At 72.7% G+C, this 25,819-nt stretch carries 26 protein-coding genes and 1 riboswitch; of the genes, 13 read left to right on the top strand and 13 right to left on the bottom strand.

What is annotated here, in order from left to right:
- Nucleotides 1-184: 184 nt before the first annotated feature.
- The 3 genes from AB0B40_RS24740 to AB0B40_RS24750 form a co-directional block, all read right to left on the bottom strand.
- Nucleotides 185-568, bottom strand: coding sequence for a DUF3040 domain-containing protein (locus AB0B40_RS24740; RefSeq protein WP_345050399.1), 384 nt, complete (start codon nucleotides 566-568; stop codon nucleotides 185-187).
- A 276-nt stretch (nucleotides 569-844) separates the two neighbouring features.
- On the bottom strand, nucleotides 845-1,615 hold the full coding sequence (locus tag AB0B40_RS24745; RefSeq protein ID WP_345050397.1) for a methyltransferase: 771 nt from the start codon (nucleotides 1,613-1,615) through the stop codon (nucleotides 845-847).
- A gap of 131 nt (nucleotides 1,616-1,746) precedes the next feature.
- Complete coding sequence (locus AB0B40_RS24750; protein WP_345050395.1) at nucleotides 1,747-2,325, bottom strand: SAV_6107 family HEPN domain-containing protein; 579 nt, start codon at nucleotides 2,323-2,325, stop codon at nucleotides 1,747-1,749.
- Nucleotides 2,326-2,485: 160 nt separating this feature from the next.
- Between AB0B40_RS24750 and AB0B40_RS24755 the strand changes: the two genes are divergently transcribed.
- The 5 genes from AB0B40_RS24755 to AB0B40_RS24775 all read left to right on the top strand — a co-directional run bounded on the left by AB0B40_RS24755 (nucleotide 2,486) and on the right by AB0B40_RS24775 (nucleotide 8,660).
- Complete coding sequence (locus tag AB0B40_RS24755) at nucleotides 2,486-3,349, top strand: ATP-binding cassette domain-containing protein (protein WP_345050393.1); 864 nt, start codon at nucleotides 2,486-2,488, stop codon at nucleotides 3,347-3,349.
- Nucleotides 3,321-5,405: a YhgE/Pip domain-containing protein gene (locus AB0B40_RS24760; RefSeq protein WP_345050391.1), complete on the top strand. Its 2,085-nt coding sequence runs from the start codon at nucleotides 3,321-3,323 to the stop codon at nucleotides 5,403-5,405. Before AB0B40_RS24755 ends, AB0B40_RS24760 begins: the two co-directional genes overlap by 29 nt.
- Before the next feature lie 47 nt (nucleotides 5,406-5,452).
- Entirely contained in the window at nucleotides 5,453-6,082 is a 630-nt protein-coding gene (locus tag AB0B40_RS24765; RefSeq protein ID WP_345050388.1) for a TetR/AcrR family transcriptional regulator, read from the top strand.
- Nucleotides 6,083-6,487: 405 nt separating this feature from the next.
- Nucleotides 6,488-7,090, top strand: a complete 603-nt coding sequence (locus AB0B40_RS24770; RefSeq protein WP_345050386.1) for a DUF4126 domain-containing protein — start codon at nucleotides 6,488-6,490, stop codon at nucleotides 7,088-7,090.
- 58 nt (nucleotides 7,091-7,148) lie between these two features.
- On the top strand, nucleotides 7,149-8,660 hold the full coding sequence (locus AB0B40_RS24775) for an NAD(P)/FAD-dependent oxidoreductase (RefSeq protein WP_362265623.1): 1,512 nt from the start codon (nucleotides 7,149-7,151) through the stop codon (nucleotides 8,658-8,660).
- A 32-nt stretch (nucleotides 8,661-8,692) separates the two neighbouring features.
- Here AB0B40_RS24775 and AB0B40_RS24780 read toward each other — a convergent pair whose 3' ends face one another.
- From AB0B40_RS24780 to AB0B40_RS24805, 6 genes are all read right to left on the bottom strand, one after another.
- The gene (locus AB0B40_RS24780; RefSeq protein WP_362265625.1) at nucleotides 8,693-9,622 is read right to left on the bottom strand and encodes a hypothetical protein; all 930 of its coding nucleotides are present in this window, start codon (nucleotides 9,620-9,622) and stop codon (nucleotides 8,693-8,695) included.
- A gap of 56 nt (nucleotides 9,623-9,678) precedes the next feature.
- Nucleotides 9,679-10,602: a methylenetetrahydrofolate reductase [NAD(P)H] gene (metF, locus tag AB0B40_RS24785; protein ID WP_345050380.1), complete on the bottom strand. Its 924-nt coding sequence runs from the start codon at nucleotides 10,600-10,602 to the stop codon at nucleotides 9,679-9,681.
- 170 nt (nucleotides 10,603-10,772) lie between these two features.
- Nucleotides 10,773-11,420, bottom strand: coding sequence for a thiamine phosphate synthase (gene thiE, locus AB0B40_RS24790; protein WP_362265627.1), 648 nt, complete (start codon nucleotides 11,418-11,420; stop codon nucleotides 10,773-10,775).
- Between the two features lie 91 nt (nucleotides 11,421-11,511).
- Entirely contained in the window at nucleotides 11,512-11,877 is a 366-nt protein-coding gene (locus tag AB0B40_RS24795) for an Rv2175c family DNA-binding protein (protein WP_133922101.1), read from the bottom strand.
- 64 nt (nucleotides 11,878-11,941) lie between these two features.
- A complete protein-coding gene (locus tag AB0B40_RS24800) occupies nucleotides 11,942-13,174 on the bottom strand; it encodes an FAD-dependent oxidoreductase (RefSeq protein WP_345050372.1) in 1,233 nt (410 codons plus the stop codon).
- A 32-nt stretch (nucleotides 13,175-13,206) separates the two neighbouring features.
- Nucleotides 13,207-13,557 (bottom strand): hypothetical protein, encoded by a 351-nt coding sequence (locus AB0B40_RS24805; RefSeq protein WP_345050370.1) that lies wholly within the window; start codon nucleotides 13,555-13,557, stop codon nucleotides 13,207-13,209.
- Nucleotides 13,558-13,610: 53 nt separating this feature from the next.
- Nucleotides 13,611-13,722: riboswitch (TPP riboswitch) on the top strand.
- On the opposite strand from AB0B40_RS24805, the gene thiO reads away from it, so the two are divergent.
- The 6 genes from thiO (at nucleotide 13,720) to AB0B40_RS24835 (ending at nucleotide 19,507) form a co-directional block, all read left to right on the top strand.
- On the top strand, nucleotides 13,720-14,889 hold the full coding sequence (gene thiO, locus AB0B40_RS24810) for a glycine oxidase ThiO (RefSeq protein ID WP_345050368.1): 1,170 nt from the start codon (nucleotides 13,720-13,722) through the stop codon (nucleotides 14,887-14,889). (Overlaps the previous riboswitch by 3 nt.)
- Complete coding sequence (thiS, locus tag AB0B40_RS24815; RefSeq protein ID WP_362265630.1) at nucleotides 14,886-15,098, top strand: sulfur carrier protein ThiS; 213 nt, start codon at nucleotides 14,886-14,888, stop codon at nucleotides 15,096-15,098. The genes thiO and thiS overlap by 4 nt, the downstream gene beginning before the upstream one ends.
- A 3-nt stretch (nucleotides 15,099-15,101) precedes the next feature.
- Nucleotides 15,102-15,896, top strand: coding sequence for a thiazole synthase (locus AB0B40_RS24820; RefSeq protein ID WP_345050362.1), 795 nt, complete (start codon nucleotides 15,102-15,104; stop codon nucleotides 15,894-15,896).
- A gap of 141 nt (nucleotides 15,897-16,037) precedes the next feature.
- Nucleotides 16,038-17,975 (top strand): Stk1 family PASTA domain-containing Ser/Thr kinase, encoded by a 1,938-nt coding sequence (pknB, locus tag AB0B40_RS24825; protein ID WP_345050360.1) that lies wholly within the window; start codon nucleotides 16,038-16,040, stop codon nucleotides 17,973-17,975.
- A gap of 57 nt (nucleotides 17,976-18,032) precedes the next feature.
- A complete protein-coding gene (locus tag AB0B40_RS24830; RefSeq protein ID WP_362265632.1) occupies nucleotides 18,033-18,911 on the top strand; it encodes a deoxyribonuclease IV in 879 nt (292 codons plus the stop codon).
- Nucleotides 18,912-18,988: 77 nt separating this feature from the next.
- A complete protein-coding gene (locus AB0B40_RS24835) occupies nucleotides 18,989-19,507 on the top strand; it encodes a DUF4396 domain-containing protein (RefSeq protein ID WP_345050965.1) in 519 nt (172 codons plus the stop codon).
- A 12-nt stretch (nucleotides 19,508-19,519) separates the two neighbouring features.
- Here the strand turns inward: AB0B40_RS24835 and AB0B40_RS24840 are convergent, their stop codons facing one another.
- Nucleotides 19,520-20,152 (bottom strand): sulfite oxidase-like oxidoreductase, encoded by a 633-nt coding sequence (locus AB0B40_RS24840; RefSeq protein ID WP_345050355.1) that lies wholly within the window; start codon nucleotides 20,150-20,152, stop codon nucleotides 19,520-19,522.
- 167 nt (nucleotides 20,153-20,319) lie between these two features.
- On the opposite strand from AB0B40_RS24840, the gene bfr reads away from it, so the two are divergent.
- Nucleotides 20,320-20,838: a bacterioferritin gene (gene bfr / locus AB0B40_RS24845; RefSeq protein ID WP_345050352.1), complete on the top strand. Its 519-nt coding sequence runs from the start codon at nucleotides 20,320-20,322 to the stop codon at nucleotides 20,836-20,838.
- Between the two features lie 18 nt (nucleotides 20,839-20,856).
- On the opposite strand, the gene AB0B40_RS24850 is transcribed toward bfr, so the two are convergent.
- Both AB0B40_RS24850 and AB0B40_RS24855 read right to left on the bottom strand, forming a co-directional pair.
- Nucleotides 20,857-21,081 carry a (2Fe-2S)-binding protein gene (locus AB0B40_RS24850; RefSeq protein ID WP_362265635.1) on the bottom strand — a complete coding sequence of 75 codons (225 nt, stop codon included), beginning with the start codon at nucleotides 21,079-21,081 and terminating at the stop codon, nucleotides 20,857-20,859.
- A gap of 148 nt (nucleotides 21,082-21,229) precedes the next feature.
- Nucleotides 21,230-22,582 carry a class II 3-deoxy-7-phosphoheptulonate synthase gene (locus tag AB0B40_RS24855; protein ID WP_345050346.1) on the bottom strand — a complete coding sequence of 451 codons (1,353 nt, stop codon included), beginning with the start codon at nucleotides 22,580-22,582 and terminating at the stop codon, nucleotides 21,230-21,232.
- Between the two features lie 269 nt (nucleotides 22,583-22,851).
- Here AB0B40_RS24855 and AB0B40_RS24860 point away from each other — a divergent pair, with 269 nt between their 5' ends.
- Nucleotides 22,852-24,714 carry an anthranilate synthase family protein gene (locus AB0B40_RS24860; protein ID WP_362265637.1) on the top strand — a complete coding sequence of 621 codons (1,863 nt, stop codon included), beginning with the start codon at nucleotides 22,852-22,854 and terminating at the stop codon, nucleotides 24,712-24,714.
- A gap of 51 nt (nucleotides 24,715-24,765) precedes the next feature.
- Here AB0B40_RS24860 and AB0B40_RS24865 read toward each other — a convergent pair whose 3' ends face one another.
- A complete protein-coding gene (locus tag AB0B40_RS24865; protein ID WP_345050342.1) occupies nucleotides 24,766-25,794 on the bottom strand; it encodes a 6-phosphofructokinase in 1,029 nt (342 codons plus the stop codon).
- Nucleotides 25,795-25,819 lie beyond the last annotated feature (25 nt).

A 25,819-nucleotide genomic window follows, 5' to 3' on the forward strand; every position in this document is an offset into this window, starting at 1 on the left:
GCGGCCGGGCCGAGGGGGCGCCGGCGGAGCGGCGCGGGGGCCGTACCCACCCGCGGGGGGGGCCGGGGGCCACCCGGCCGGGGCGCCCCACCGGGGGGGGGGCCCGCCCCTCACCTGTGTCTGCTGCCGTCAGCGTGTCTCCACCGTGGCCGGACGTCGTCCGGCGGGGCCGGCGGCGGAGCGGTCAGTGGCCCTGTTCGTCCCGGCGGCGCTGCCAGCGCTGCTCGATGCGGTCCATCACGGAGCGCTTCGGCCGTACCTGCCGGCGAGCGGTCCCCTGGGGCTGCTCGCCCGGTTTCGGGGCCTTGCGCCAGCCGGTGACGGCGAGCACCGCACAGCCCAGCATGACGAGGAAACCCACCACGCTGACCCAGATCTGCTGCATGACCATTCCGGTCATGAGGAGCGCGATACCGATGAGGAAGCCCGCGACCGCCTGGTAGACCCGCCGCCGGGTGTACGTACGCAGCCCGCTTCCCTCAAGCGCCGACGCGAACTTGGGATCTTCGGCGTACAGCGCTCGCTCCATCTGCTCGAGCATGCGCTGCTCGTGCTCCGAGAGCGGCACGGAGTCCTCCTCATCGTGCAGTCGCCTGGGCGACCCGGGGGGTCCCTTCAGGATAGGCAGGGAATCGCCCCCGTGAAACCCGCCCCTCTACGCCAACTGGCCAGCCGAACTCCGCCACGACCGTCCGGCTCGCTGAGGCTTCCATTCCCCGGCGGCCGACCCGTCATGCCGGAAGCTGCACCTCGATCATACGGCGCAAACCGCTCGATCGGGGGGCTTGTGGCGTACTCCATGTGCGGCCCAGACCCTGATCAGCGACTTGTCACGGCCCCTTGCTCAGGCCTCCGCGGCCTCCGGTGTCTCACCGAGCACATGCAGCTGGGTGGCGACCGAGTGGAACGCGGGCAACTCGGCCGCCGCGGCCTCCAGCTTCAGCAGGGCGTCCACGGCCCCGGGCTCGGTGTCCACCAGAACACCGGGCACGAGGTCGGCGAACACGCGCACGCCGTGCACCGCGCCGACCCGCAGTCCGGCGTTCTCGACCAGCGCGGTGAGCTGCTCGGCGGTGAACCGGTGGGGCACCGGGTCGCCCGTGCCCCAGCGGCCGTGCGGGTCCTCCAGCGCCTGCCGGGCCTCGCTGAAGTGACCGGCGAGGGCGCGGGCGAGCACGGCTCCGCCGAGGCCGGCGGCGAGCAGGCTGAGGACACCCTCCGAGCGCAGCGCCGCCACCGCGTTGCGGACGCCCTCGGCCGGGTCGTCCACGTACTCCAGGACGCCGTGGCACAGGACGACGTCGTAGCCGCCGCGCTCGGCCACGTCGAACAGGCCGTGCGCGTCGCCCTGGACGCCCCTGACCCGGTCCGCGACGCCGGCCTCGGCGGCGCGGCGCTCCAGCGCGAACAGGGCGTTGGGGCTGGGATCGACCACGGTGACGCGGTGGCCGAGGCGGGCGACGGGCACGGCGAAGTTGCCGCTGCCGCCCCCGGTGTCGAGGACGTCCAGCGAGTTCCGGCCCGTGGCCTTGACCCGGCGGTCGAGGGCGTCCTGCAGGACCTCCCAGACCACGGCGGTACGGAGGGAAGCGCGGGGGCGCGACGGGTCCGACACGGCAGTTGACTCCTCGGCAGGGCTGGAGGGTTTCAAGGCGTCTCCACCCTATTGCCTCCGTGCCGGACCAGGTCACCGCGCCGCAGCGCGGCCCGCGCGGCCCACCCGGTCCGTGGCCGAGGCGGCCGGGGTCAGCCCGTGTCCGGCAGCTCGCCGCGGGTTCCCGGGGGCCGCGGCGCCGGGGCGTCCGCTTCGCCGGTGTCCCGACGGGGCTGGGGCAGGACCGGCTGGAGGACCAGGATGCGCTCCACGATGCGGAGGAACATCGCGACGTCGCGTATCAGGTCGTCGGCGTCCCGCGAGCCGGCCGCGCCCCGGATGCCCGCCTCGGCGCGGGCGCGGCGGGCGGCACCGGAGGCGAACAGCGCGCTCCACTCGGTCAGCTCGGGGGCGATCTCGGGCAGCACCTCCCAGGCACTGCGGATCCGGGCGCGGCGGCGTGGTGAGGTCTCGGGGCGGCCCCGGGCGGCGAGGACGGCGGCGGCGGTGCGCAGGGCGGCGAGGTGGGCGGTGGCGTAGCGCTCGTTCGGCGTTTCCAGGACGGTGGCCTCCTCCAGAGCGGCGCGGGCCTGGGCGAGCAGGTCGAGGGCGGCGGGCGGGGCCGTGGCCCGGCGGAGCACGGGGTGCACGTCGCTCGCCGGGCCGGTCAGTGAGGGGGCAGGGCCGGTGGCGCGGCGCCGGCGGGCGGCGGCTGCGGACGAGTGGGCCATGACGAACCTCCTGTCGTCTGGGTGACGGCACGAATGCCGTATGTGCCCATCGTGCGGTATGCCACTGACAATCCGATCTGACCTGGGGCTTTGCCTCGATCGGCAGTTCGGGCGTATTTTTGAACTGACCAGTCAGTTCAAATAGCCACAGGGGGGCTTGGTGGACGGCACGGACGGCACCGGCGGCACGGCCGGCGCGGGCGTCAGGATCGACGGCCTCGGCCTCAAGGGCCCACGGGGGTGGGCCTTCCGCGGCATCACCCTCGACGCGGAGCCGGGCTCGCTGATCGCGATCGAGGGACCGTCCGGCTCGGGCCGCACATGCCTGCTGCTCGCGCTCACGGGGCGGATGAAGCCCACCGAAGGAGTCGCCGTCATCGGCGAGTTCAAACCTCCCCGGCACATGGCGGCGCTGCGCCGGATCAGCGCCGTGGCCAACGTGACCGGCGTGACCGACCTGGAGCCGGCTCTGACCGTCGGGGAGCACCTTCGCGAACGGGCCCTGCTGCAGCGCCGTTTCGGCGCGTCCCTGCGCGAGCTGCTGCACCCCCGGACCCGCCGCGTCCAGGAGGCCCGGCTGCGCGTCGACGCGGCGCTGGCTGCCGCCGGGCTGGACCTGGAGACGCTCCCGAAGGGCTCCCGGACGGCCGTGCGCGATCTGGAACGGCCGCAGGAGGTACGGCTGTCCATCGCGCTGGCCCTGCTCGGCCGGCCCCAGCTGCTGGGCGTCGACGACGTCGAAATGAAGCTCTCGGAGGCCGAACGCGCCGGGATATGGGAGGTGCTGCGGTCCCTCACGCGCGCGGGGACGACGGTCGTGGCCGTGTGCCGCACCGCGCCCGAGGACTGCGTGTCCGTGTCCACCCGGCGCACCGACGGCGACACCCACGAAGGCACCGACGGCGACACCCACGGGGGCACCGACGACAGTGCCGACCGGGGCACCGACGACAGTGACGACAGTGACGACGACAGCGACCCGAAGGAGGAGGCCGATGCGCTCGCCGAGGCTGGCCGCGCTTGAGCTGAGGCGCTTCGGGCGCGGCAGGCTGCCGCGCGCGGCCCTGGTCGCGCTGCTCGTGCTGCCCCTGCTGTACGGCGCCCTGTACCTGTGGTCCTTCTGGGACCCGTACGGCCGTCTGGACCGCGTCCCGGTGGCGCTGGTCAACGACGACAAGGGCGCCACGGCGGGCAAGAAGAAGATCACCGCCGGTGACGACATCGTCGACGGGCTGCGCGACAGCCGGAGCTTCGAGTGGCACGAGGTGAGCGACGCCGAGGCCCGCGCGGGCGTCGAGGACGGCACCTACTACCTGTCGCTGACCATGCCGGCCGACTTCAGCCGCCGTATCGCGTCCAGTTCGGGCGACTCCCCGGAGACCGGGGCCCTGCAGGTGCGCACCAACGACGCGAACAACTACATCGTCGGCCAGATCTCCCGCACCGTCTTCAACGAGGTGCGTACGGCGGCGTCCACGAAGGCGTCCCGGACCTTCCTGGACAAGATCTTCGTGTCCTTCTCCGACATCCACGACAAGACCGTCACGGCGGCCCGGGGCGCCGACAAGCTGAACAGCGGCATCGGGAAGGCGGAGAAGGGCTCCAAGGACCTCGCCGACGGCCTGAAGGAGGCCAAGGGCGGCAGCGGCAAGCTGGCCAAGGGCCTGGCGAAGCTCGACACCGGCTCCAGCGACCTCCAGGACGGTTCACGGCGGGTCGCCGACGGCACCCAGGCCCTCGCCGACAAGGTCAACGGCGTCTACGCCGACGCGGGTCCCTTCCTGAAGGGCAACGAGAAGACCATCGGGGACACCGCCAGGCTGGTCTCCGACTCGGCCAGGACGGTCAAGGACAACCTGGACGTGCTGGTGAAGCTCGCGCCCGGCGCCGCCAGGGCGGCCCACGCGTCCTCCGCCGTCCTGGACGAGGTGTACGAGGCGCGCTGCCGGACGGCGACCGTGGCCGACCCGTTCTGTCCGCAGCTGAAGCGGGCCAGGACCGCCGCGGCCGAGGTGGCGACCGTCGCCGACGACCTCGGCACGCTGATCGCGGACCAGGACGGCGATCTGAAGACGATGCGGGACAACCTCGGCACGCTCCAGAAGCAGGCCGACGCCCTCGCCGAGCGCTCACCGCACCTCTCCGAGGACGTCGAGAACGCCGTGAAGGAGATCAACACGCTGAACACCGGCGCGCAGAAGGTCGCCGCCGGGGCGGAGAAGCTGCACACCGGGATCGGTACCGCCCGCACCGGCGCGGACACGCTGGACAAGGGCATCGGCACCGCCGAGTCGGGCGCCGAGACCCTGAACGGCGGCCTGTACAAGCTGTCCGACGGCTCCGGGAAGCTGGCCGGCGGGCTGCACTCCGGCGCCGGGAAGATCCCGGACTACGACAAGCGGGACCGCGACCGGCGCACCGGCGTGATGGCCGACCCCGTCCAACTGGCCTCCCACGACCTGCACAAGGCGCCGAACTACGGCACCGGCTTCGCCCCCTACTTCATCCCGCTGTCCCTGTGGGTCGGCGCGATGGTGGCCTACATGCTGATACCGCCGCTCAACCGGCGTGCGCTGGCGGCCGGTTCCCCGGCCTGGCGGATCGCGTTCGCGGGCTGGCTGCCGGTGGTCGCCGTGGGGGTGCTCCAGGTGCTGGCCCTGATGGCCGTGCTGCACTGGGCGATCGGGCTGCAGATGCTCCGGGCGGCCGGCACGATCGGCTTCCTGTGCCTGGTCACAGCCTGTTTCGCGGCGATCGTGCAATGGCTGAACGCCCGCTTCGGGGCGGCCGGCCGGATCCTCGTCCTCGCCCTGCTGATGCTCCAGCTGACCTCGGCGGGCGGCACCTATCCCGTGCAGACCAGCCCGGGCTTCTTCGCCGCGATCCACCCGTTCCTGCCGATGAGCTACGTCGTGGAGGGGCTGCGCCGGCTGATCACGGGCGGCGGGCTCGGCCCGGTGTGGCAGGCGTGCGGTGTGCTGGCCGCGTTCACCGCCGGCGCCCTCGCGCTGACCGCCCTCGCCGCCCGCCGCCGCCAGGTGTGGACGCTGGACCGGCTGCACCCGGAGCTGACCCTGTGATCCCCGGGAAGCTCCCGCACGCGCGCGTACCTGTGAGAATCGGGGCCATGGAAAGCAGCAGCGCCAGGTCCGGCGGCAGCACGCGCCGCGAGGCCACCCGGCAGAAGCTCTACGAGGCGGCCGTCACGCTCATCGCCGAGCAGGGCTTCTCCGCGACCACGGTGGACGAGATCGCCGAGCGGGCCGGGGTCGCGAAGGGCACGGTCTACTACAACTTCGCGAGCAAGTCGGTTCTCTTCGAGGAACTGCTGAGGCACGGCGTCGGCCTGCTCACCGCCTCCCTGAAGGAAGCGGCCGACACCACGGCACGCGAGGGCGGCAGCACGGTGGACGCGCTGGACGCGATGGTCCGCGCGGGCCTGGTCTTCATCGACCGCTACCCGGCCTTCACCCAGCTGTACGTCGCGGAGCTGTGGCGCACCAACCGGGCCTGGCAGTCCACCCTGATGGTGGTGCGGCAGCAGGCGGTCGCGGTGGTGGAGGGGGTGCTGCGCGAGGGCGTGGCGGCCGGCGAGTTCAGCGACGAGATCGACGTCCAGCTGACGGCGGCGGCGCTGGTCGGCATGGTCCTGGTGGCCGCGCTGGACTGGAAGTCCTTCCAGCCGGAGCGCTCCCTGGACGACGTCCACGCGGCTCTGTCCCGGCTCCTGCAGGGGCGGGTCAGCGGCCGGGTCTGAGCCGCCCGGGCACGCCCCGCGCCTCCCGGGCGGACAGGACGGCGCCGGTCCGTTCCCGGACCGGCGCCGTCCCCCTCCCCGTGATTTCCCCCTGTTCCCCCTTGTCTCCGTCCCGTACTCCCCCGTACGGGTCCCCCGAACGGACCCCCGTGGTGGTCTTCCCCGAGGCCCCCGTGTCTCGCTTCCGCCGACGGATCGGCGGAAGGAGCGGCCGGTGGGCGGGCACCGTTCCGCCGCCCCGTGCCGGCGGTGCCGGGCCACGCCCCCTGCCGTGCCCCCACTCTCTCGTTCCGGCGCCCGTCGGCCCATCCGCGCGGATACTCATCTGGCCGGCTGAGTACCCGTACTCAGCCGCCCGCGCGCGTGCCCACGACTGCGGGCCGCCGGGTGGCTACGATCGCGTCCGTGTCCGTACTCCCTCTCGTCTTCACCAGCGGCTGGGCCAGCGGCATCAACGCCTACGCGGTGGTGCTGCTGCTCGGCCTCTTCGGCGCGACGGGGATCAGCGACGACGTCCCGCAGACGCTGCAGCGCCCCGAGGTGCTGATCGCCGCCGGCGCGCTGTTCCTGTGCGAGGCCGTCGCCGACAAGATCCCGTACGTCGACTCGCTGTGGGACTCGGTGCACACGGTGGTCCGTCCGCTCGCCGGTGCCTGGGTGGGGGCGCTGCTCGCCGGGCACAGCGGCTCGGTCTCCGATGTGGCGGCCGGCCTGCTCGGCGGTTCCACGGCACTGGCCAGCCACACCGTGAAGACCGGGACGCGGATGGCGGTCAACGCCTCGCCCGAGCCGTTCAGCAACATCGTGCTGAGTCTCGCCGAGGACCTCGGGGTGGGTGCCGTCGTCTCGTTCGCGATGTTCCATCCGGTGGCGGCGGCGGTCATCGCGGGTGTCCTGCTGCTGGGCGGGCTGCTGGCGCTGCTGTTCCTCGTCTCGCGCATCCGGCGCTTCCTGCGCCGCCGGGCCCAGCGACGCGAAGAGCGGCGCCTGGCCTCGCGGTCCCCCTGAGCCGTGCCGGAGCCGCCCGGCGGCCGGGGTGTCGGCGGCGGTCGATAAAGTCGCGGACATGGCACGGATTGCGGTGATCGGCGCCGGGACGGGCGCGATGGCGGCCGCCGCCCGGCTGGCCGTCGCGGGCCACCGGGTGGTGGTGTACGAGCGTACGGAGACGTACGGCGGCGCGGTGCGGCGGTTCGAGCGGGACGGGTTCCGCTTCGACACGGGCCCGGGGCTGCTGACGCTGCCCGCCGTCTACCGCGACCTGTTCGTCAAGACCGGCAAGGAGCCGCTGGAGGACCGCGTCGAGCTGGTCCAGGTCGACCCGTCGGCGCGGCACGTCTTCACGGACGGCGGCGAGGTCTCGTTGCCGAACGCCTCGCGCGCGGGTGTCGTCGCGGCCCTGGACGAGGCGCTGGGCGCGGGGGCGGGCGGGCGCTGGGGCGACTTCCTGGTGCGGGCCCGCGAGGCATGGGACCGCACCCGCCGGCCGCTGCTGGAGGAGCCGCTGTGGCCCGACTGGCGGGTGCTGGGCGAGAAGGAGCCGTATCCGGCGGTCCCGCACAAGCGGCTGCTGCGCACGCGCAGGGCCGGGACCCTGGCCGAGATCGGCTCCTGGGAGCTGCGTGACGATCGCCTGACGGCCCTCCTGATGAGTCACGCGCTCGCCTACGGCCTCGATCCCTGGACCGCTCCGGCGAGTGCGGCCGTGCTGCCGTACATGGAGCACGCCTTCGGCACCTGGTACGTCCGCGGCGGCATCCGCGAGCTGGCGCGCGCGGTGTACGAGCGGTGTCTGGAGCGGCGGGTGGAGTTCGTCTTCGGCGCCGAGGTCAGCCGGATCGTGGAGAAGGACGGCCGGGCCGCGGGGGTGGAGCTGGCCGACGGGAGCGTCACCGAGGCGGACCATGTCGTGGCGGGGGTGCACCCGGCGCGGCTGCGGGCGCTGACGGAGCGTCCGCTGGACGCCGAGGGGGACGTCCGGGCCGACCCCGGGGCCGTCCCGCCCGCCCGGTTCACCCTGCTCCTGGCGTTGCGCGGCGCGCGGGAGCCGGGAGCCGCGCACCGCACGGTCGTCCATCCGGCCGCCCCCGAGTCCGAGTGGGACTTCCTGACCTCTCCCGGCGGCGACCTGCCCCCGCCGCCCACGGTGACGGTCCTGCGTCCCGACGACCCCACGCTCCGCCCCGACGACGGGCACGAGGCGGTGGTGATGTCCGCCGCGGTGCCGGCCGATGCCCCCTGGGAGGAGGAGAGCACGGCCCGGCGCTACACGGATCTGCTGCTCGACGCGGGCCGGCTCGCGGTACCTGATCTGCGCGAGCGCCTGCTGTGGCACGAGGTGCGCGCACCCGGACACGTCGCGGACGAGACGGGTGCCCGTTCCGGAAGCGTGCCCGCGCCCTCGCTCGCCGGCGGCCAGGGACGTTTCCTGCGCCCGGCGAACACCACGCGGCTGCCCGGGCTGTACCGGGTGGGCGGCTGGTCCCACCCGGGCGGCGGGCTTGCGCACGCCGGTATGTCGGGCGCGCTGGTGGCCGGCCTGATCGTGGAGGGGCCGGGGTTCCGCGGCTCGCAGTGAGCGCCCCGGGCCGAACGGCCCGGGGCCGGCCCTCAGAAGCGGTACTGCTCGTCGTATCCGGCGCCGGGCTGCGGCTGCGGCTGCCCGTTCGGCTGGTGCGGATACGGCTGCTCCTGCGGGAGTTCGCCGCCGTAGGTCTCGTCGGTGCGCTGCTGCGGCACCCACACCCCGCCGGGCGGCGTCTGGCCGTAGCCGCCGGTGGCGTACGGGTCCTGGGTGTAGCCCGGCTGCCCGTACTGCTGTCCGTACCCCTGGTCGTAGGAGTCGTAGGACTGGTTGCCGATGTACGGGTCGGAGTAGTTGGCGTAGCTCTGCTGGCCCGCGGTGTCGTAGCCGTAGCCCTGCTGGGTGTACCCGGAGTAGTCGTAGGCGTAGCTCTGCTGGGTGGTGTCCGCGGGGGCGGTGTCGCCGTAGACGCCGTAGTTGCCGGTGTCCTCGTGGAGGGGCTGCGGCTCGTAGACGGCGGTGGTCTCCGCGGCGGACGGCTCGGCCGTGCGGGCGGCGGGGGTGAAGACGTCGTCGCGGTCGTAGTCGCCGTCGAAGCCGTCGTAGGCCCGGCCGTGGCCGCCGTGGACGTCGTCGTGGTCGTGGTCGGTGTCCCGGTCGTCGGCGGCCCCGGCCGACTCCGGGTCGGTGTCCGGGACGCCCGGCTCTTGCCGGTCCGCCCTGCCGCGGCGGCGCTTGCTGCCGCCGCCGGCCTCGGCTTCGGGCCGCTTGACCGCCCAGCCGGAGGCGAACCCGCGGCGGAACGACAGTGTGACGTAGGTCTGGCCGACCGCGAAGGCGATCGCGCCGAGCCCGATCACGATGACGGAGGGCATGAGCACGCCCAGTACGACGCCGAGGAACCCGGCGAAGGCGAGCAGCCGCCAGCGCAGCCGCGCCTTGTACTGCAGCAGCACCTCGCCCAGCAACCACAGCGCGACGACGCCGAACGCGATGTAGAGGACCGTCCAGCCCATGTACGCCCCTCTCCCAGTGACCGCTACGCAGTGTGTCGTATCGCGGTGCGGCCGGTCTAGGCCCGCGGGGGGTGGTGCAGGCCCAGGTTCTCGTAGATTTCCAGGGTCGCCGTGGAGTTGTTGAGCGTGATGAAGTGCAGTCCGGGCACTCCCTCGGACAGCAGCCGCGCGCAGAACTCCGTGGCGAACTCGATACCGATGGAGCGTACCGTCGCCGGATCGTCCTTCGCTGTGAGGATCCGCTCTTTCAGGACGTCCGGGAAGACCGCGTTGCTGAGTTGGGGCAGCCGTTCCAGCATCTTCACGCTCGTGACGGGCAGGACCTCCGGAATGACCGGGGTGTCACAGCCCGCGGCCGCCACGCGGTCGCGCAGCCGCAGGTACGACTCCGGCTGGAAGAACATCTGTGTGATGGCGTAGTCGGCGCCCGCACGGCACTTGTCCACGAAGTGGGCGACGTCCGTGTCCCAGTCCGCGGAGCGCGGGTGCATCTCCGGGAACGCGGCGACACCCACGCAGAAGTCACCCGACTCCTTGATGAGCCGGACGAGATCGGCCGCGTAGGTCAGGCCCCGGGGGTGCGGCACCCACTCGCCCATGGGGTCACCGGGCGGGTCACCGCGTACGGCGAGCATGTTGCGGATACCGGCGTCCGCGTACTGGCCGATGATGTTGCGCAGTTCGGCGACGGAGTGGTCGACCGCGGTGAGGTGGGCGACCGGGGTCAGCGTGGTGTCGGCGACGATCTGCTGGGTCTCCTTGACCGTGCCCGCGCGGGTGGAACCGCCGGCGCCGTAGGTCACGGAGACGAAGTCGGGAGCGACCGCCTCGACCCGCCGGAGCGCACTCCACAGGTTCCGCTCGCCCTTGGAGGTCTTCGGCGCCGAGAACTCGAACGAGTACGTCCTCTTGCCGGTGGCGAGGATGTCGCGCACGGTGCGTGCGCGATCAGTCCTGGTGGATGCGGTTCCGAGGGCCATACCCGCAGGTTAGCCAGGCGGGGACGGTCACCCAACCGTGCGTAGGGTATTTGACCGAATTGCCGGGTTCCTGTCCATCCCTTGGACAAACCCCCGGGACAAACCCCCGGGACAAATCCCTGGGACACCGGATCCCCGGACCGTCACCGGGCCCAGCGGGGGCCGCGGGCCTAGAGCTGCCGCAGCCGCTTCGCGAACTCCGCCGCCGCCGCGCCCGGGTCGTCCGCCTCGGTGACCGCGCGGACCACGACCACCCTGCGGGCACCCGCGTCCAGCACCTGGTCCAGGTTGCCGAGGTCGATACCGCCGATGGCGAACCAGGGACGGCCGGTGCCGAGGCCCGCCGTGTGGCGGACCAGGTCGAGACCGGGTGCGTGGCGGCCGGGCTTGGTGGGGGTCGGCCAGCAGGGGCCGGTGCAGAAGTAGTCCACGCCCTCCTGGACGGCGGCGGCGCCGGCCTCGGCCTCGGCGTGCGTGGAGCGGCCGATCAGCACCCCGTCGCCGAGGATCGCACGGGCCGCGGGGACCGGCAGGTCGCCCTGGCCGAGGTGCAGCACGTCGGCACGGACCGCGTGGGCGACGTCGGCCCGGTCGTTGACGGCGAGCAGCTTGCCGTGCCGGGCGCAGGCGTCGGCGAAGACCCGCAGGTGCTCCAGCTCCTCGGCCGCCTCCATGCCCTTGTCCCGCAGCTGCACGATGTCCACCCCGCCGGCCAGGACCGCGTCCAGGAACTCGGGCAGGTCGCCCTGGCGCTTGCGGGCGTCCGTGCAGAGGTACAGGCGGGCGTCGGCGAGCGCGGCGCGGGCGGTGTCGGACATGCGTGGGTTCCCCCGTGGTCGGTGTGCCTGGTGGTTCCGCGGGCGGCGTGCGGGCTCGGTCCAGCACGCCGCCCCCTGATGCGGGTCGGCCTCAGACGGCGAGCGCCTGGGCGCGGCGCTTCACCTCCGTGCCGCGATTCTCGCTCAGGGCCTGCGCGGGGGTGCCGGGCAGGGTCGGGTCGGGGGTGAAGAGCCACTCGATCATCTCTTCGTCCGTGAAGCCGTCGTCCCGCAGGAGCGTCAGGGTCCCGGACAGGCCCTTGACGACCTTGTCCCCGTCGATGAAGGCGGCGGGGACGTGCAGCGCCCGGTTCTCACCTCGGCGTACGGCGATCAGCTGGCCCTCCTTGACCAGCTGCCGGACGCGCGTCACCTCGACGCCGAACTGTTCGGCGATGTCGGGGAGCGTGAGCCAGGCGGGGACGAGAGCATCGATTTTTGCGTCAATCTCGGTCACGGGGACAAGCCTGCCATCCCCCACCGACAGTCGGAAGCCAGGCGGGTCCACCTGGGAGGACGCGCTAGTCGGCGGTGGCGTCCTTCAGGGGGCGGGCCGGCTCGGACAGAGCCTCGGAGTCCATGTGGCGGCCCGCCTCGATCAGCCGGCGGCCCTGGGCCAGATCACGCGGCCGGCCGACGGCCAGCAGGGCCACCAGGCGCTCCTCGCGCAGCCAGCACACCGTCCAGGAGGGGCCCGCCGGATCACCGCGCCAGACCACGCGGTCGGCCGCGGCATGGTGTCCGGCGTACTGCACGAACCGGCCGAACTGCTCGGACCAGAAGTACGGCACCGGGTCGTAGACGGCCGGGGTCTCGCCGAGGATGTTCGCGGCGACCGTGCGCGGGCCCTGCAGGGCGTTGTCCCAGTGGTGGACGAGGAGCCGTTCGCCGTAGCGGGCCGAGGGGAAGGACGCGCAGTCGCCGACGGCGTACACGTCCGCCAGGGAGGTGCGCAGCCGGGCGTCGGCGAGGACGTCGCCGTGCGCGCCCAGGGCGATGCCGGAGCCCGCCAGCCAGCCGGTGGCGGGCCGGGCCCCGATGCCGACGACGACGGCGCCCGCGGGCAGCCGGGTGCCGTCGGCGAGCACCACCGCGCCGGGCTCGACGCGCTCCACGCGCGCGTGGGTGCGCAGCTCCGTACCGCTGTCGGCGTACCAGGCGGTCATGGGCGCGGCGACCTCGGCGGGCAGGGCCCCGGCGAGCGGGTGGTCGGCGGCCTCCACCACGGTCACCGCGCAGCCGGCCTCGCGGGCGGCGGTGGCGAACTCGGCGCCGATCCAGCCGGCGCCCACCACCACGATGTCGTGCTGCCGGGCGAGCACGGGCCGCAGCCGCTCGGCGTCGTCCAGGGTGCGCAGCAGATGGACCCCCGGCACGCCCTCGGTGCCGGGCAGCATGACCGGTTCGGCGCCGGTGGCGAGGACCAGGACGTCGTACGGCACCGGGCCCGTCTCGGTGTCCAGCTCGCGCGCGGCGGGCCTGAGGCCGTACACCTCGCAGCCGAGCCGCAGCTCGACGCCGAGGGACTCGAAGTCCACGTCGAACGCGGAGCCCTCGGCCTTGCCGAGCAGCACCGCCTTGGACAGCGGCGGCCGGTCGTACGGCTGGTGCGGTTCGGCGCCGATGACGGTCACAGGGCCCCGGAAGCCCTGTTCCCGCAGCGCGACCGCGGTCTGCACCCCGGCCATGCCCGCGCCGACGACGACCACGCGCCGTCCCTGTGACGTGCCTTCTTCCGCTGTCTGCTCGCTCACCCGATCACCTTAGACACATGACTGAGCGTCAGTCAGGGGGCGGGCTCGGTGACCTGCTCCACAACGCTGGTGCCGGAGCCCGGCCGGGACTCCCACTCCCAGGTCTCCGCCAGCCGCACGCGTCCGTCCGGCAGCTCCACGACCGTGGACACGCAGTGCCCCGAGGCGGTCGTCCCGTCGGTCCTGAGCTGCACGTACCGGAAGTCCACCTGGTCGCCCTCCCGGGTGCCGACCAGGTGGCCGCGTACGACGTCGCCGCCCGCGTACTCGGCCCAGACCTCGCCGTCCTTCTCGTGGTAGGCGAACCGGGTGCGGGTACCCACCTGACCTGGGGCCTGGTCGGACACGGGGGCGAAGGTCAGTCCGTCGAGCGACCGGGCCATGAATCGGGGCTCCCTTACGAGTGACGAGGTCCGCGGGCTAGGGTGGCCACCGTACAAGCACTCGCGGGAGCCCGGACGCACCGGGCTGAGAGGGAGGCTGGCGGCCTCCGACCGTACGAACCTGATCCGGGTCATGCCGGCGAAGGGAGGGGCTGGACGCCCATGTCGTCACGTACGTCCGACGTCCTCGTCATCGGGGGCGGAATCATCGGCCTGGTCACGGCCTGGCGCGCGGCGCAGCGCGGGCTCGTCACCTCCGTGGTGGACCCCGAGCCCGGGGGCGGGGCCGCGCAGGTGGCGGCCGGGATGCTGGCCGCGGTCACCGAGCTGCACTACGGCGAGGAGACCCTGCTCGCCCTGAACCTGGAGTCGGCCCGCCGTTATCCGGCGTTCACGGCCGAGCTGACCGAACTGACCGGCCACGACCTCGGCTATCGCCGCTGCGGCACCCTCGCCGTCGCCCTGGACGCCGACGACCGCGCCGGCCTGCGCGAACTGCACGCGCTCCAGCAGCGCTCGGGCCTGGAGTCGGAGTGGCTGTCCGGACGGGAGTGCCGGCGGCTGGAGCCGATGCTCGCGCCGGGGGTGCGCGGCGGACTGCGGGTCGACGGCGACCACCAGATCGACCCGCGCCGGCTGGCGGCGGCCCTGGTGGCCGCGTGCGAGCGGGCCGGTGTGGTCTTCCACCGCGTCCGCGCGGAGCGGCTGGACGTGGCGGGGGACCGGGCCGTCGGGATCACCACGGGGGACGGCACCGCACTGCGCGCGGAGCAGGTGGTGCTGGCCGCCGGAAGCCTGAGCGGGCGCCTCGCGGGCGTGCCGGCCGAGGTGCTGCCGCCGGTGCGGCCGGTCAAGGGACAGGTGCTGCGGCTGGCCGTGCCGCGCCGGTACGCGCCGTTCCTGAGCCGGACCGTGCGGGCCGTGGTGCGCGGCAGCCATGTCTACCTCGTGCCCCGGGAGAACGGCGAACTCGTGGTCGGCGCCACCAGCGAGGAGCTGGGCTGGGACACGACGGTCACGGCGGGGGGCGTGTACCAGCTGCTGCGGGACGCCCACGAGCTGGTGCCCGGCATCACCGAGCTGCCGCTCACCGAGACCCGGGCCGGGCTGCGCCCCGGCTCCCCCGACAACGCGCCGCTGCTCGGCCCGTCCGGCCTGGCCGGGCTGCTGCTGGCCACGGGGCACTACCGCAACGGCGTGCTGCTCACCCCGGTCACCGGGGACGTGCTGGCGCATGCGCTGGTCACCGGTGGACTGCCCGAGGAGGCGCGCGCCTTCACCCCGCGGCGGTTCGGCGCCGCGCCCATGGAACGGCTGGAGCGATCCGCATGAACCTCTCCGTCACGATCTCCGTCAACGGTGAACCCCTCCAGGTCGCCGCCGGCACCGCGCTGGACGCGCTGGTCCGCAGGCTCACGGCGGCGCCGCGCGGGGTGGCCGCCGCCGTCAACGAGACCGTCGTCCCGCGCGCGCAGTGGGCGACGACCGCCCTCGCCGAGGGCGACCGCGTCGAAGTCCTCACGGCCGTGCAGGGAGGCTGAGCCATGGCTGACGATCCCCTGGTCCTCGGCGGACTGGCCTTCTCGTCCCGGCTGATCATGGGTACGGGCGGGGCGCCCAGCCTGGAGGTGCTGGAGCGGGCGCTGATCGCCTCCGGTACCGAGCTGACGACGGTGGCCATGCGCCGGGTGGACCCCTCCGTGCACGGCTCGGTGCTGTCGGTGCTGGAGCGGCTCGGTATCCGGGTACTGCCGAACACGGCGGGGTGTTTCACCGCGGGCGAGGCCGTGCTGACCGCCCGGCTGGCCCGGGAGGCGCTGGGCACGGACCTGGTCAAGCTGGAGGTCATCGCCGACGAGCGGACGCTGCTGCCGGACCCGGTGGAGACACTGGAGGCGGCGGAGACGCTGGTCGACGACGGGTTCACGGTGCTGCCCTACACCAACGACGATCCCGTGCTCGCGCGGAAGCTGGAGGACGTCGGCTGCGCCGCGGTCATGCCGCTCGGTTCGCCGATCGGCTCCGGGCTCGGCATCCGCAATCCGCACAACTTCCAGCTGATCGTGGAGCACGCGCGCGTGCCGGTGATCCTGGACGCGGGGGCGGGTACGGCGTCCGACGTGGCGCTGGCGATGGAGCTGGGGTGTGCCGGGGTGATGCTGGCGTCGGCGGTGACGCGGGCGCAGGAGCCGGAGCGGATGGCCGCCGCGATGCGGCACGCGGCGGAGGGGGGCCGGCTGGCCCGGCTGGCCGGGCGGATCCCGCGGCGCTATCTCGCGGAGGCGTCGTCTCCCACGGAGGGCCTGGCCGTACTGGATCCCGAGCGCCCCGCGTTCTAGCCGGAGATACGGCCCCGTCCTGTTCGCCCCCGCCCACGCGGTGGGCGGGGGCGTGTGTAGCGTCACAGGTCGGCTGCAGTCCCGCCCCGATGCCGGTGGGCGGGGCGGCCGTGCCGGTCGCGGCTCGTAGACTCGCCTCTCGTGGATACGACCCTTCAGGACCCCCTCGTCGGGCAGGTGCTCGACGGCAGGTATCGCGTGGACGCGCGGATCGCGGCCGGTGGGATGGCCACGGTCTACCGGGCCCTGGACACCCGCCTGGACCGCGTTCTCGCGCTGAAGGTGATGCACCCGGCGCTGGCCTCCGACGGGGCCTTCGTCGAACGGTTCATCCGGGAGGCGAAGTCCGTCGCCCGGCTCGACCACCCCAACGTGGTGCAGGTCTTCGACCAGGGCACCGACGGGTCGTACGTCTACCTGGCCATGGAGTACATCGCCGGCTGCACCCTGCGGGACGTGCTGCGCGAGCGGGGTGCCGTGCAGCCGCGGGCCGCGCTGGACATCCTGGAGCCGGTGCTCGCCGCGCTCGGGGCCGCGCACCGGGCCGGGTTCGTGCACCGCGACATGAAGCCCGAGAACGTGCTGATAGGCGACGACGGCCGGGTCAAGGTCGCCGACTTCGGGCTGGTGCGCTCCGTGGACACGGTGACCAGCACGACCGGTGCCGTACTCGGGACCGTCTCCTACCTCGCGCCCGAGCAGATCGAGCAGGGCACCACGGACCCGCGTGTCGACGTGTACGCGTGCGGTGTGGTCCTGTACGAGATGCTGACCGGCACCAAGCCGCACTCCGGGGACTCCCCGGCCCAGGTGCTCTACAAGCACATCCACGAGGACGTGCCGCCGCCCTCGGCGCTCGTGCCGGGGCTGCCGTACGAGCTGGACGCGCTGGTCGCGTCGGCCGCCGCGCGCATACCCGACGGCCGGCCGCACGACGCCGTGGCGCTGCTCGCCCAGGTGCGCGAGGCCCGCCGGACGCTGACCGACGAGCAACTGGACGTGGTGCCGCCGCAGGCGCTGTCCGCCGGCCACGACAACGCCGGGGACCGGACGAGCGTGATCCCGCGCGCGCTGACCGTGCCCCGGCCACTGCCCGTCGACGAGGACGCTCCCGAGGGCGCCCCGGGCGACGGCATCGACCGCACCGCCCGCTTCCAGAGCCCGCCCGTGCCGCCCCGCCGGCGTCCGGCACGGCCCCCGCGCGCGGTGCTGGCGCTGATCGCGGCCGTGCTGGTGGTGTTCGGCGTGGGCGCCGGGGTCTGGTACATCAACTCCGGCCAGTTCACCCGGGTGCCGCCGCTGCTGGCCAAGACCGAGACGCAGGCGAGGGAACGGCTGAGGACGGCCGGGCTCGACGTCGGCCAGGTCAAGCGGGCCTACAGCGACACCGTGGAGCGGGGCACGGTGATCGGCAGCGACCCGGCACCGGGCGCGCGCATCCGGGACCACGACTCGGTGACGCTGACCGTGTCGCTCGGACCGGAGACGGTGAACGTGCCGAACGTGGAGGGGCAGCCGCTCGCGAAGGCGCGGGCACGGCTGAAGGCGGACGGCCTGGAGCCGGGCATGGTCACCCGCGAGTTCAGCGAGGACGTCGACACGGGCTCGGTGATCCGCACGGTCCCGGACGCGGGCACCAAGCGGCACGCGGGCTCGGCGATCGCGCTGGTCGTCAGCAAGGGCAGCCCCATCGACGTGCCGGACGTCACGGGCGACGACCTGGACAGTGCCAGGGCGGAGCTGACGGACGCCGGGCTGAAGGTGCGGATCGCCGCCGGCCGGGTCAACTCCGAGTACGACAAGGGCGAGGTCGCCGCGCAGAGCCCCGGCGGCGGACGCCAGGCGGCCGAGGGCGACACGGTGACGCTGACGCTGTCCAAGGGCCCGGAGATGATCGAGGTCCCGGACGTGGTCGGGGACAGCGTGGACGACGCGCACACGGCCCTGGAGGGCGCGGGCTTCGAGGTGAACGAGGACCGCGGCCTGCTCGGGCTGTTCGGGGACACCGTGAAGAAGCAGTCGGTGGAGGGCGGCGACAAGGCACCCAAGGGGTCGACGGTCACGATCACCATCCGGTGACCCGGTTCACCACCGGCCGTGGTCCGGGCGCGGGGGCGGACATGACACCCTGAACGGGTGAGTCCCGTTCAGTCCTCCCTCCCCCGCAACCCCGTCGGCGGCCATGTGCCCGTGGCCGGTGGGCTGCACTCCGTCGGGCTGTCCTACGCCCGCGACCTGAAGGCGGAGGCCGTGCAGGTCTTCGTCGCCAACCCGCGCGGCTGGGCCACGCCCGCCGGGAACCCGCGGCAGGACGAGGCGTTCCGCGCGGCGTGTGCCGAGGAGTCGGTCCCGGCGTACGTCCACGCCCCCTATCTGATCAACTTCGGCTCGCACACCGAGGCGACCGTGGAACGGTCGGTGGAGTCGCTCAGGCACTCCCTGCGGCGGGCGCGGGAGATCGGCGCGCTGGGTGTGGTGGTGCACACCGGGAGCGCGACCGGCGGACGGGCCCGGGAGACGGCGCTGCAGCAGGTGCGCGAGCACATGCTGCCGCTGCTGGACGAGCTGACCCACGACGACGACCCGTTCCTGCTGCTGGAGTCGACCGCCGGGCAGGGATCCTCACTGTGCTCGCGGACCTGGGAATTCGGGCCCTACTTCGAGGCGCTGGACGCCCACCCGAGGCTGGGCGTGTGCCTGGACACCTGCCACGTCTTCGCCGCCGGACACGATCTGACCGGGCCGAGCGGCATGCACCAGACCCTGGACCTCCTGGTGGACACCGTCGGTGCGGGCCGGCTGAAGCTGATCCACGCCAACGACTCCAAGGATGTGGTGGGCGCGCACAAGGACCGGCACGAGAACATCGGCGTCGGCCACATCGGCGAGGACCCGTTCCGGGCGCTCATGACCCATCCCGCGACCGAGGGCGTCCCGCTGGTCATCGAGACGCCCGGCGGGAAGGAGGGGCACGCGGCGGACGTGGAACGCCTGAAGAAACTGCGCGACGCATAACCCTTGGGGAATACCCCTGGGGGGTATATGGTTCCTGTCCGGTGCAGGAGCCGTCATCCGACATGGGGGTACACGTCATGCAGCACGAGGCACACACGGAACACGTCCATCACGACGCACATCACGCGCACCACGCGCACCACGCCGGTCACGCGGGCGGGACCGGCTGGGCAACGGCCGCACAGGCCACCCTGCACTGCCTCACCGGCTGCGCCATCGGCGAGGTGCTGGGCATGGTCCTGGGTACGGCGTTCGGGTGGGGCAACCTGCCGACCACCCTGCTCGCGATCGCGCTGGCCTTCTTCTTCGGCTACTCGCTCACCCTGCGCGGGGTGCTGAGGGCGGGCGTCGGCTTCCGTACGGCCTTCCGGGTGGCACTGGCGGCGGACACCCTGTCCATCGCCGTGATGGAGCTGATCGACAACGGGGTGATCCTGGTCTGGCCGTCCGCCAGGGACGCCATGCTGGGCGACGCGCTGTTCTGGGTCTCGCTCGTGATCTCGCTGGTGATCGCCTTCGTGGTGACCACCCCGGTCAACAAGTGGACGATCGGCCGCGGCAAGGGACACGCGGTGGTGCACCGGTACCACCACTGAGCCGGTCCGGAGTCAGAGCTCCGGGCCGTCGCCGAGCCCCTCCTGGTAGGAGTAGCGCTGCTCCTTCCAGGGGTCGCCGATGTTGTGGTAGCCGCGCTCCTCCCAGAAGCCGCGGCGGTCGGCGGTCATGTACTCCACGCCCCGGACCCATTTGGGCCCCTTCCAGGCGTACAGATGGGGCACGACCAGCCGGACCGGGAAGCCGTGCTCGGCGGTGAGCAGCTCGCCGTCCTTGTGGGTGGCGAAGATCGTGTGATCGGAGGCGAAGTCCGTGAGGCGCAGGTTGGAGCTGAAGCCGTACTCCGCCCAGACCATCACATGGGTGACGTCCGGCGCCGGCGGGGCCAGGTCCAGGATCGCGCGGGCCGGGACGCCGCCCCACTCCGCGCCGACCATGCTGAACTTCGTCACGCAGTGCAGATCGGCCACCACGGAGGTGTACGGCAGGGCCGTGAACTCCTCGTGGTTCCAGGCGTGCTTGTCGCCGTCGGCGGTGGCGCCGAAGACCCGGAAGTCCCAGCGCTCGGGCCGGAACTTCGGGACGGGTCCGTAGTGCGTGACCGGCCAGCCACGCTGGAGCCGCTGACCCGGCGGAAGCTCGGACCCTGCCGCTGCCCCAGACTCTCGCTCCACCGGATGCCCCATGTATCCATCCTGACAGACCTCGGGCGATGCCCTTGACCACCGCATGACGAAACGGATAACTGGGGTAAGTCGGCACTTACTTACTAAGTATGCACTTACTGGACGATCTTCGCAGGCAGTGCCATCATGCGGCGCTATCGGCCCGTCGTCCGGAAGGAGCCCGTCGCATGCAAGGCGACCCCGAGGTCATCGAACTGCTCAACGAGCAGCTGACCGCCGAGCTGACCGCGATCAACCAGTACTTCCTGCACTCCAAGCTCCAGGACCACCGGGGATGGGCGAAGCTCGCCGAGTACACCCGCGCCGAATCGTTCGACGAGATGCGGCACGCCGAGCTGCTCACCGACCGCATCCTGCTCCTGGACGGCCTGCCGAACTACCAGCGGCTCTTCCACGTCCGGGTCGGGCAGACGGTGGCCGAGATGTTCCAGGCCGACCGGCAGGTCGAGGTGGAGGCCATCGACCGGCTGCGCCGGGGCGTCCAGGTGATGCGCGACAAGGGCGACATCACCTCGGCGAACATCTTCGAGGCGATCCTGGCCGACGAGGAGCACCACATCGACTACCTGGACACGCAGCTGGAGCTGGTGGACAAACTGGGAGAGGCGCTCTACCTCTCGACGGTGATCGAGCAGAGTCAGCCCGACCCGTCGGGGCCGTCCACCAGCGGCTTCTCCAGCCCCTGAGCGGCGCGGCCGCGAGCCCTAGGCCGCGTCGTCCAGCGCTTCGAGAGCCGGGGCGTGCCGCTCGATCAGCTCCCGGCGGGGGCAGGCGCCCCGGCCGAGGAGGGCCTGGATCCGGCGCACACAGCCGCCGCAGTCGGTGCCGGCCTTGCAGGCCGAGGCGATCTGGCGCGGGGTGCCGGCGCCGTTCTCCGCGTGCTGCTGAACCTGCTGTTCGGTGATGCCGAAGCAACTGCAGACGTACACGCGGTTCACCTCCCGACGGGGTCGCTGACTGGCTGCCGCCCCGATTTCCGGTGAGGCAAACCTAACCTTACCCACCCCGTCGCCTACGCAAAAGTGCGAGGGGCGCGGATCGGATGTGATCCGCGCCCCAGGCGGTGGCCGGTACCGGTTACTGGTCCCGGTACATCTCGGCGACGAGGAACGCCAGGTCCAGCGACTGGCTGCGGTTCAGCCGCGGGTCGCAGGCGGTCTCGTAGCGCTGGTGCAGGTCGTCGACGAAGATCTCGTCACCGCCGCCCACGCACTCGGTGACGTCGTCGCCGGTCAGCTCCACGTGGATGCCACCCGGGTGGGTGCCGAGCCCCTTGTGGACCTCGAAGAAGCCCTTGACCTCGTCGAGCACGTCGTCGAAGCGGCGGGTCTTGTGCCCGGAGGCCGCCTCGAAGGTGTTGCCGTGCATCGGGTCGGTCACCCAGGCCACCGTCGCGCCGGACGCCGTGACCTTCTCGACCAGCTCGGGGAGCTTGTCGCGGATCTTGTCGGCGCCCATGCGGACGATGAAGGTCAGCCGGCCCGGCTCCCGCTCGGGGTCGAGGCGGTCGATGTACCGCAGCGCCTCCTCGGCCGTGGTGGTCGGGCCGAGCTTGATGCCGATCGGGTTGCGGATCTTCGAGGCGAACTCGATGTGCGCGCCGTCCAGCTGCCGGGTGCGCTCACCGATCCACACCATGTGCCCGGAGACGTCGTAGAGCTTGCCGGTGCGGGAGTCGACCCGGGTCAGGGCGGACTCGTAGTCCAGCAGCAGCGCCTCGTGCGAGGAGAAGAACTCGACGGTCTTGAACTCCTCCGGGTCGGTGCCGCAGGCCCGCATGAAGTTCAGCGCGTTGTCGATCTCGCGCGCGAGCTGCTCGTAGCGCTGGCCCGACGGCGAGGTCTTCACGAAGTCCTGGTTCCAGGCGTGCACCTGGCGCAGGTCGGCGTAGCCGCCGGTGGTGAAGGCGCGCACCAGGTTCAGCGTGGAGGCCGACGCGTGGTACATGCGCTTCAGCCGCTCGGGGTCCGGGACGCGGCTGGCCTCGGTGAAGTCGAAGCCGTTGACGGAGTCGCCCCGGTAGGTCGGCAGGGTCACGCCGTCGCGGGTCTCGGTGGGCTTGGAGCGGGGCTTGGAGTACTGCCCCGCGATCCGGCCCACCTTCACCACGGGCACGGAGGCCGCGTAGGTCAGGACGGCACCCATCTGGAGCAGCGTCTTCAGCTTGTTCCGGATGTGATCGGCGGACACCGCGTCGAACGCCTCGGCGCAGTCGCCGCCCTGGAGGAGGAACGCCTCTCCCTTGGCGACGGCCGCCATCCGGGCGCGCAGCTGGTCGCACTCGCCCGCGAAGACGAGCGGCGGATACGACTCGAGGTCCGCGATCACTGCGCGCAGAGCCTCGGCGTCGGGGTACTCGGGCTGCTGCGCCGCGGGCAGGTTTCGCCAGGTGTTGCCAGCGCTCGGGCTGGTCTTAGCGTTCACGGTCACCTCGTAAACATTACGGGGTCGTGTCGGATGTTTTTTCCTCCCGCTCGAAGGGTGAGACGGAGTGACTGCCCGGTGGACGGACCGGGGGTGCGGTAAGGTGCCTGGCATGTTCGCGCTTCCGATGCAGAACCGCATCCAGAACTGGTGGTGGACCGCTTCTCCGGCGGCCCGCTGATCGCGCGTACGACAAGACAACGCCGAAGGCCGCCCGAGGGGCGGCCTTCGGCGTTTTCCGGGGTCGTTCCTCCTCACCGACGTACAGAGGAACCATGGATCTGGCACAGCTGCTGCACGACCCCCGCCCCTTCGCCCTGCTCCGCCGCCGCACCCCCGGCCGTGACGAGCAGCTGGTGGAGGTGCTGCTCGGCCCGGTGACCAGCCGTGACCGGCTCGCCGACCTGCCCGACGAGGGGCTCGCCCTGGTCCCGTTCCGGCAGATCCGCGAACGCGGCTTCGACGTCCGCGACGACGGCACCCCGCTGCTGGTGCTGACCCCCGAGGAGTCGTACGCCGTCCCGCTCGCCGAGGCGCTCTCCCGGCTCCCGGCGCACGAGGTGCGGGTCGAGGGCGGCGGCTTCGACGTGACGGACGAGGAGTACCGCGAGATCGTCGGCCGGGTGCTGCACGAGGAGATCGGCCGCGGCGAGGGCGCGAACTTCGTGATCCGGCGCACCTACGAGGGCGAGATCCCCGGCTTCGGCCGCGCCGACGCCCTCGCGCTGTTCCGGCGGCTGCTGGAGGGTGAGCGGGGCGCGTACTGGACGTTCGTGGTGCACACCGGCGACCGGACCCTGGTGGGTGCCAGCCCGGAGGTGCACGTGCGGATGTCCGGCGGCACCGTCGTGATGAACCCGATCAGCGGGACGTACCGCTATCCCGCCGAGGGACCGACCCCCGAGCACCTGCTCTCCTTCCTGGCCGACGGCAAGGAGATCGAGGAGCTGTCGATGGTCGTCGACGAGGAACTGAAGATGATGTGCACCGTCGGCGACATGGGCGGGGTCGTCGTCGGCCCCCGGCTGAAGGAGATGGCGCACCTCGCGCACACCGAGTACGAGCTGCGCGGCAGGTCCTCCCTGGACGCCCGGGAGGTGCTGCGGGAGACCCTGTTCGCGGCCACGGTCACCGGCTCGCCGGTGCAGAACGCGTGCCGGGTGATCGAGCGCCACGAGTCCGGGGGGCGCGGGTACTACGCCGGTGCGCTCGCCCTGCTCGGGCGGGACTCCGGGGGCGCGCAGACCCTCGACTCCCCCATCCTGATCCGCACCGCCGACATCGGCGCCGACGGCCGGCTGCGCGTTCCGGTCGGGGCGACGCTGGTGCGCGGCTCCGACCCCGCCGGCGAGGTCGCGGAGACCCACGCGAAGGCGGCGGGTGTGCTCGCCGCCCTCGGGGCCCGGCCGTCCCGGCCGCCCCGGGAGCGGGAGCGGCCCCGGCTGGCCGACGATCCGCGGGTGCGGGCCGCGCTGGACGGGCGGCGGGCGGCGCTCGCGCCGTTCTGGCTGCGGATGCGGGAGCGGTCCGAGGCCCTGGCGGGCCACGCCCTCGTCGTCGACGGGGAGGACACCTTCACCGCGATGCTCGCGCACGTCCTGCGGTCGACCGGCCTCGACGTGACCGTCCGGCGGTACGACGAGCCCGGGCTGCGGGCGGCGGTGCTCGCGCACGAGGGGCCGGTCGTCCTCGGGCCCGGCCCGGGCGACCCCCGCGATCTCGACGACCCCAAGATGCGCTTCCTGCGGGACCTCACCGCCGAGCTGCTGCGGGGGCACCGGCACGGTGTGCTCGGCGTCTGTCTCGGGCACGAGCTGATGGCGGCGGAGCTGGGCCTGGAGATCGTCCGGAGGCACGTGCCCCACCAGGGTGCGCAGACCGGGATCGACCTGTTCGGGCGGAGCGAGACCGTCGGCTTCTACAACAGCTTCGTCGCGCACTGTGACGAGGAGGCGGCCCGGGAGCTGGCCGCGCACGGCGTCGAGGTGAGCCGCGCGGCCGACGGCGAGGTGCACGCGCTCAGGGGTCCCGGCTTCGCCGGCGTGCAGTTCCATCCGGAGTCGGTGCTCACGCTGAACGGCGCGGCGGTCGTCGAGGAGCTGATCGGCCGGCTGCGCGGGGCGAGCACGGTGGGCTGAGGCGGTGCGGGGGCCTGGGGCCGCGTGCGTCCCCAGGCCCGGGCCGGGTCGTCAGCCGAAGAACACCCCGACCTCCTCGTACAGCTTCGGGTCGACCGTCTTCAGCCTGGCCGTGGCCTCGGAGATCGGGACGCGGACGATGTCGGTGCCGCGCAGGGCGACCATCTTGCCGAAGTCACCGTCGCGCACGCAGTCGATGGCGTGCAGACCGAAGCGGGTGGCCAGCCAGCGGTCGAAGGCGCTGGGCGTGCCGCCGCGCTGGATGTGTCCGAGGACCGTGGTGCGGGCCTCCTTGCCGGTACGCCTCTCGATCTCCTTGGCGAGCCACTCGCCGACCCCGGACAGCCGCACGTGCCCGAAGGAGTCCAGCGACTGGTCCTTGAGCACCACCTCGCCGTCCTTCGGCATGGCGCCCTCGGCGACGACGACGATCGGGGCGTACGACGCCCGGAAGCGGGAGGTGATCCACGCGCACACCTGGTCGAGGTCGAAGCGCTGCTCGGGGATGAGGATGACGTTGGCGCCGCCGGCGAGGCCCGAGTGCAGCGCGATCCAGCCGGCGTGCCGCCCCATCACCTCGCAGACCAGGACCCGCATGTGGGACTCGGCGGTGGTGTGCAGCCGGTCGATCGCCTCGGTGGCGATGTTGACGGCGGTGTCGAAGCCGAAGGTGTAGTCGGTGGCGGACAGATCGTTGTCGATGGTCTTCGGTACGCCGACGCAGGGCACGCCGTACTCGTCGGACAGACGCGCCGCGACGCCGAGGGTGTCCTCGCCGCCGATCGCGACGAGGGCCTCCACCTCCTGCTTGGCGAGGTTGTCCTTGATCCGGCGGATACCGCCCTCCACCTTCAGGGGGTTGGTCCGCGAGGAGCCGAGGACGGTGCCGCCGCGGGGCAGGATGCCGCGCACCGCGGGGATGTCGAGGCGGACCGTGTCGTTCTCCAGGGGGCCCCGCCAGCCGTCCCGGAAACCGACGAAGTCGTAGCCGTACTCCTGCACGCCCTTGCGTACGATGCCCCGGATGACGGCGTTGAGCCCGGGGCAGTCGCCGCCTCCGGTCAGTACTCCGACTCGCATGAAATGTCCCTTCGCCACGCTTGCC

This window comes from Streptomyces sp. NPDC042638 (assembly GCF_040647235.1).
Classification (GTDB): Bacteria; Actinomycetota; Actinomycetes; order Streptomycetales; family Streptomycetaceae; genus Streptomyces; species Streptomyces rameus.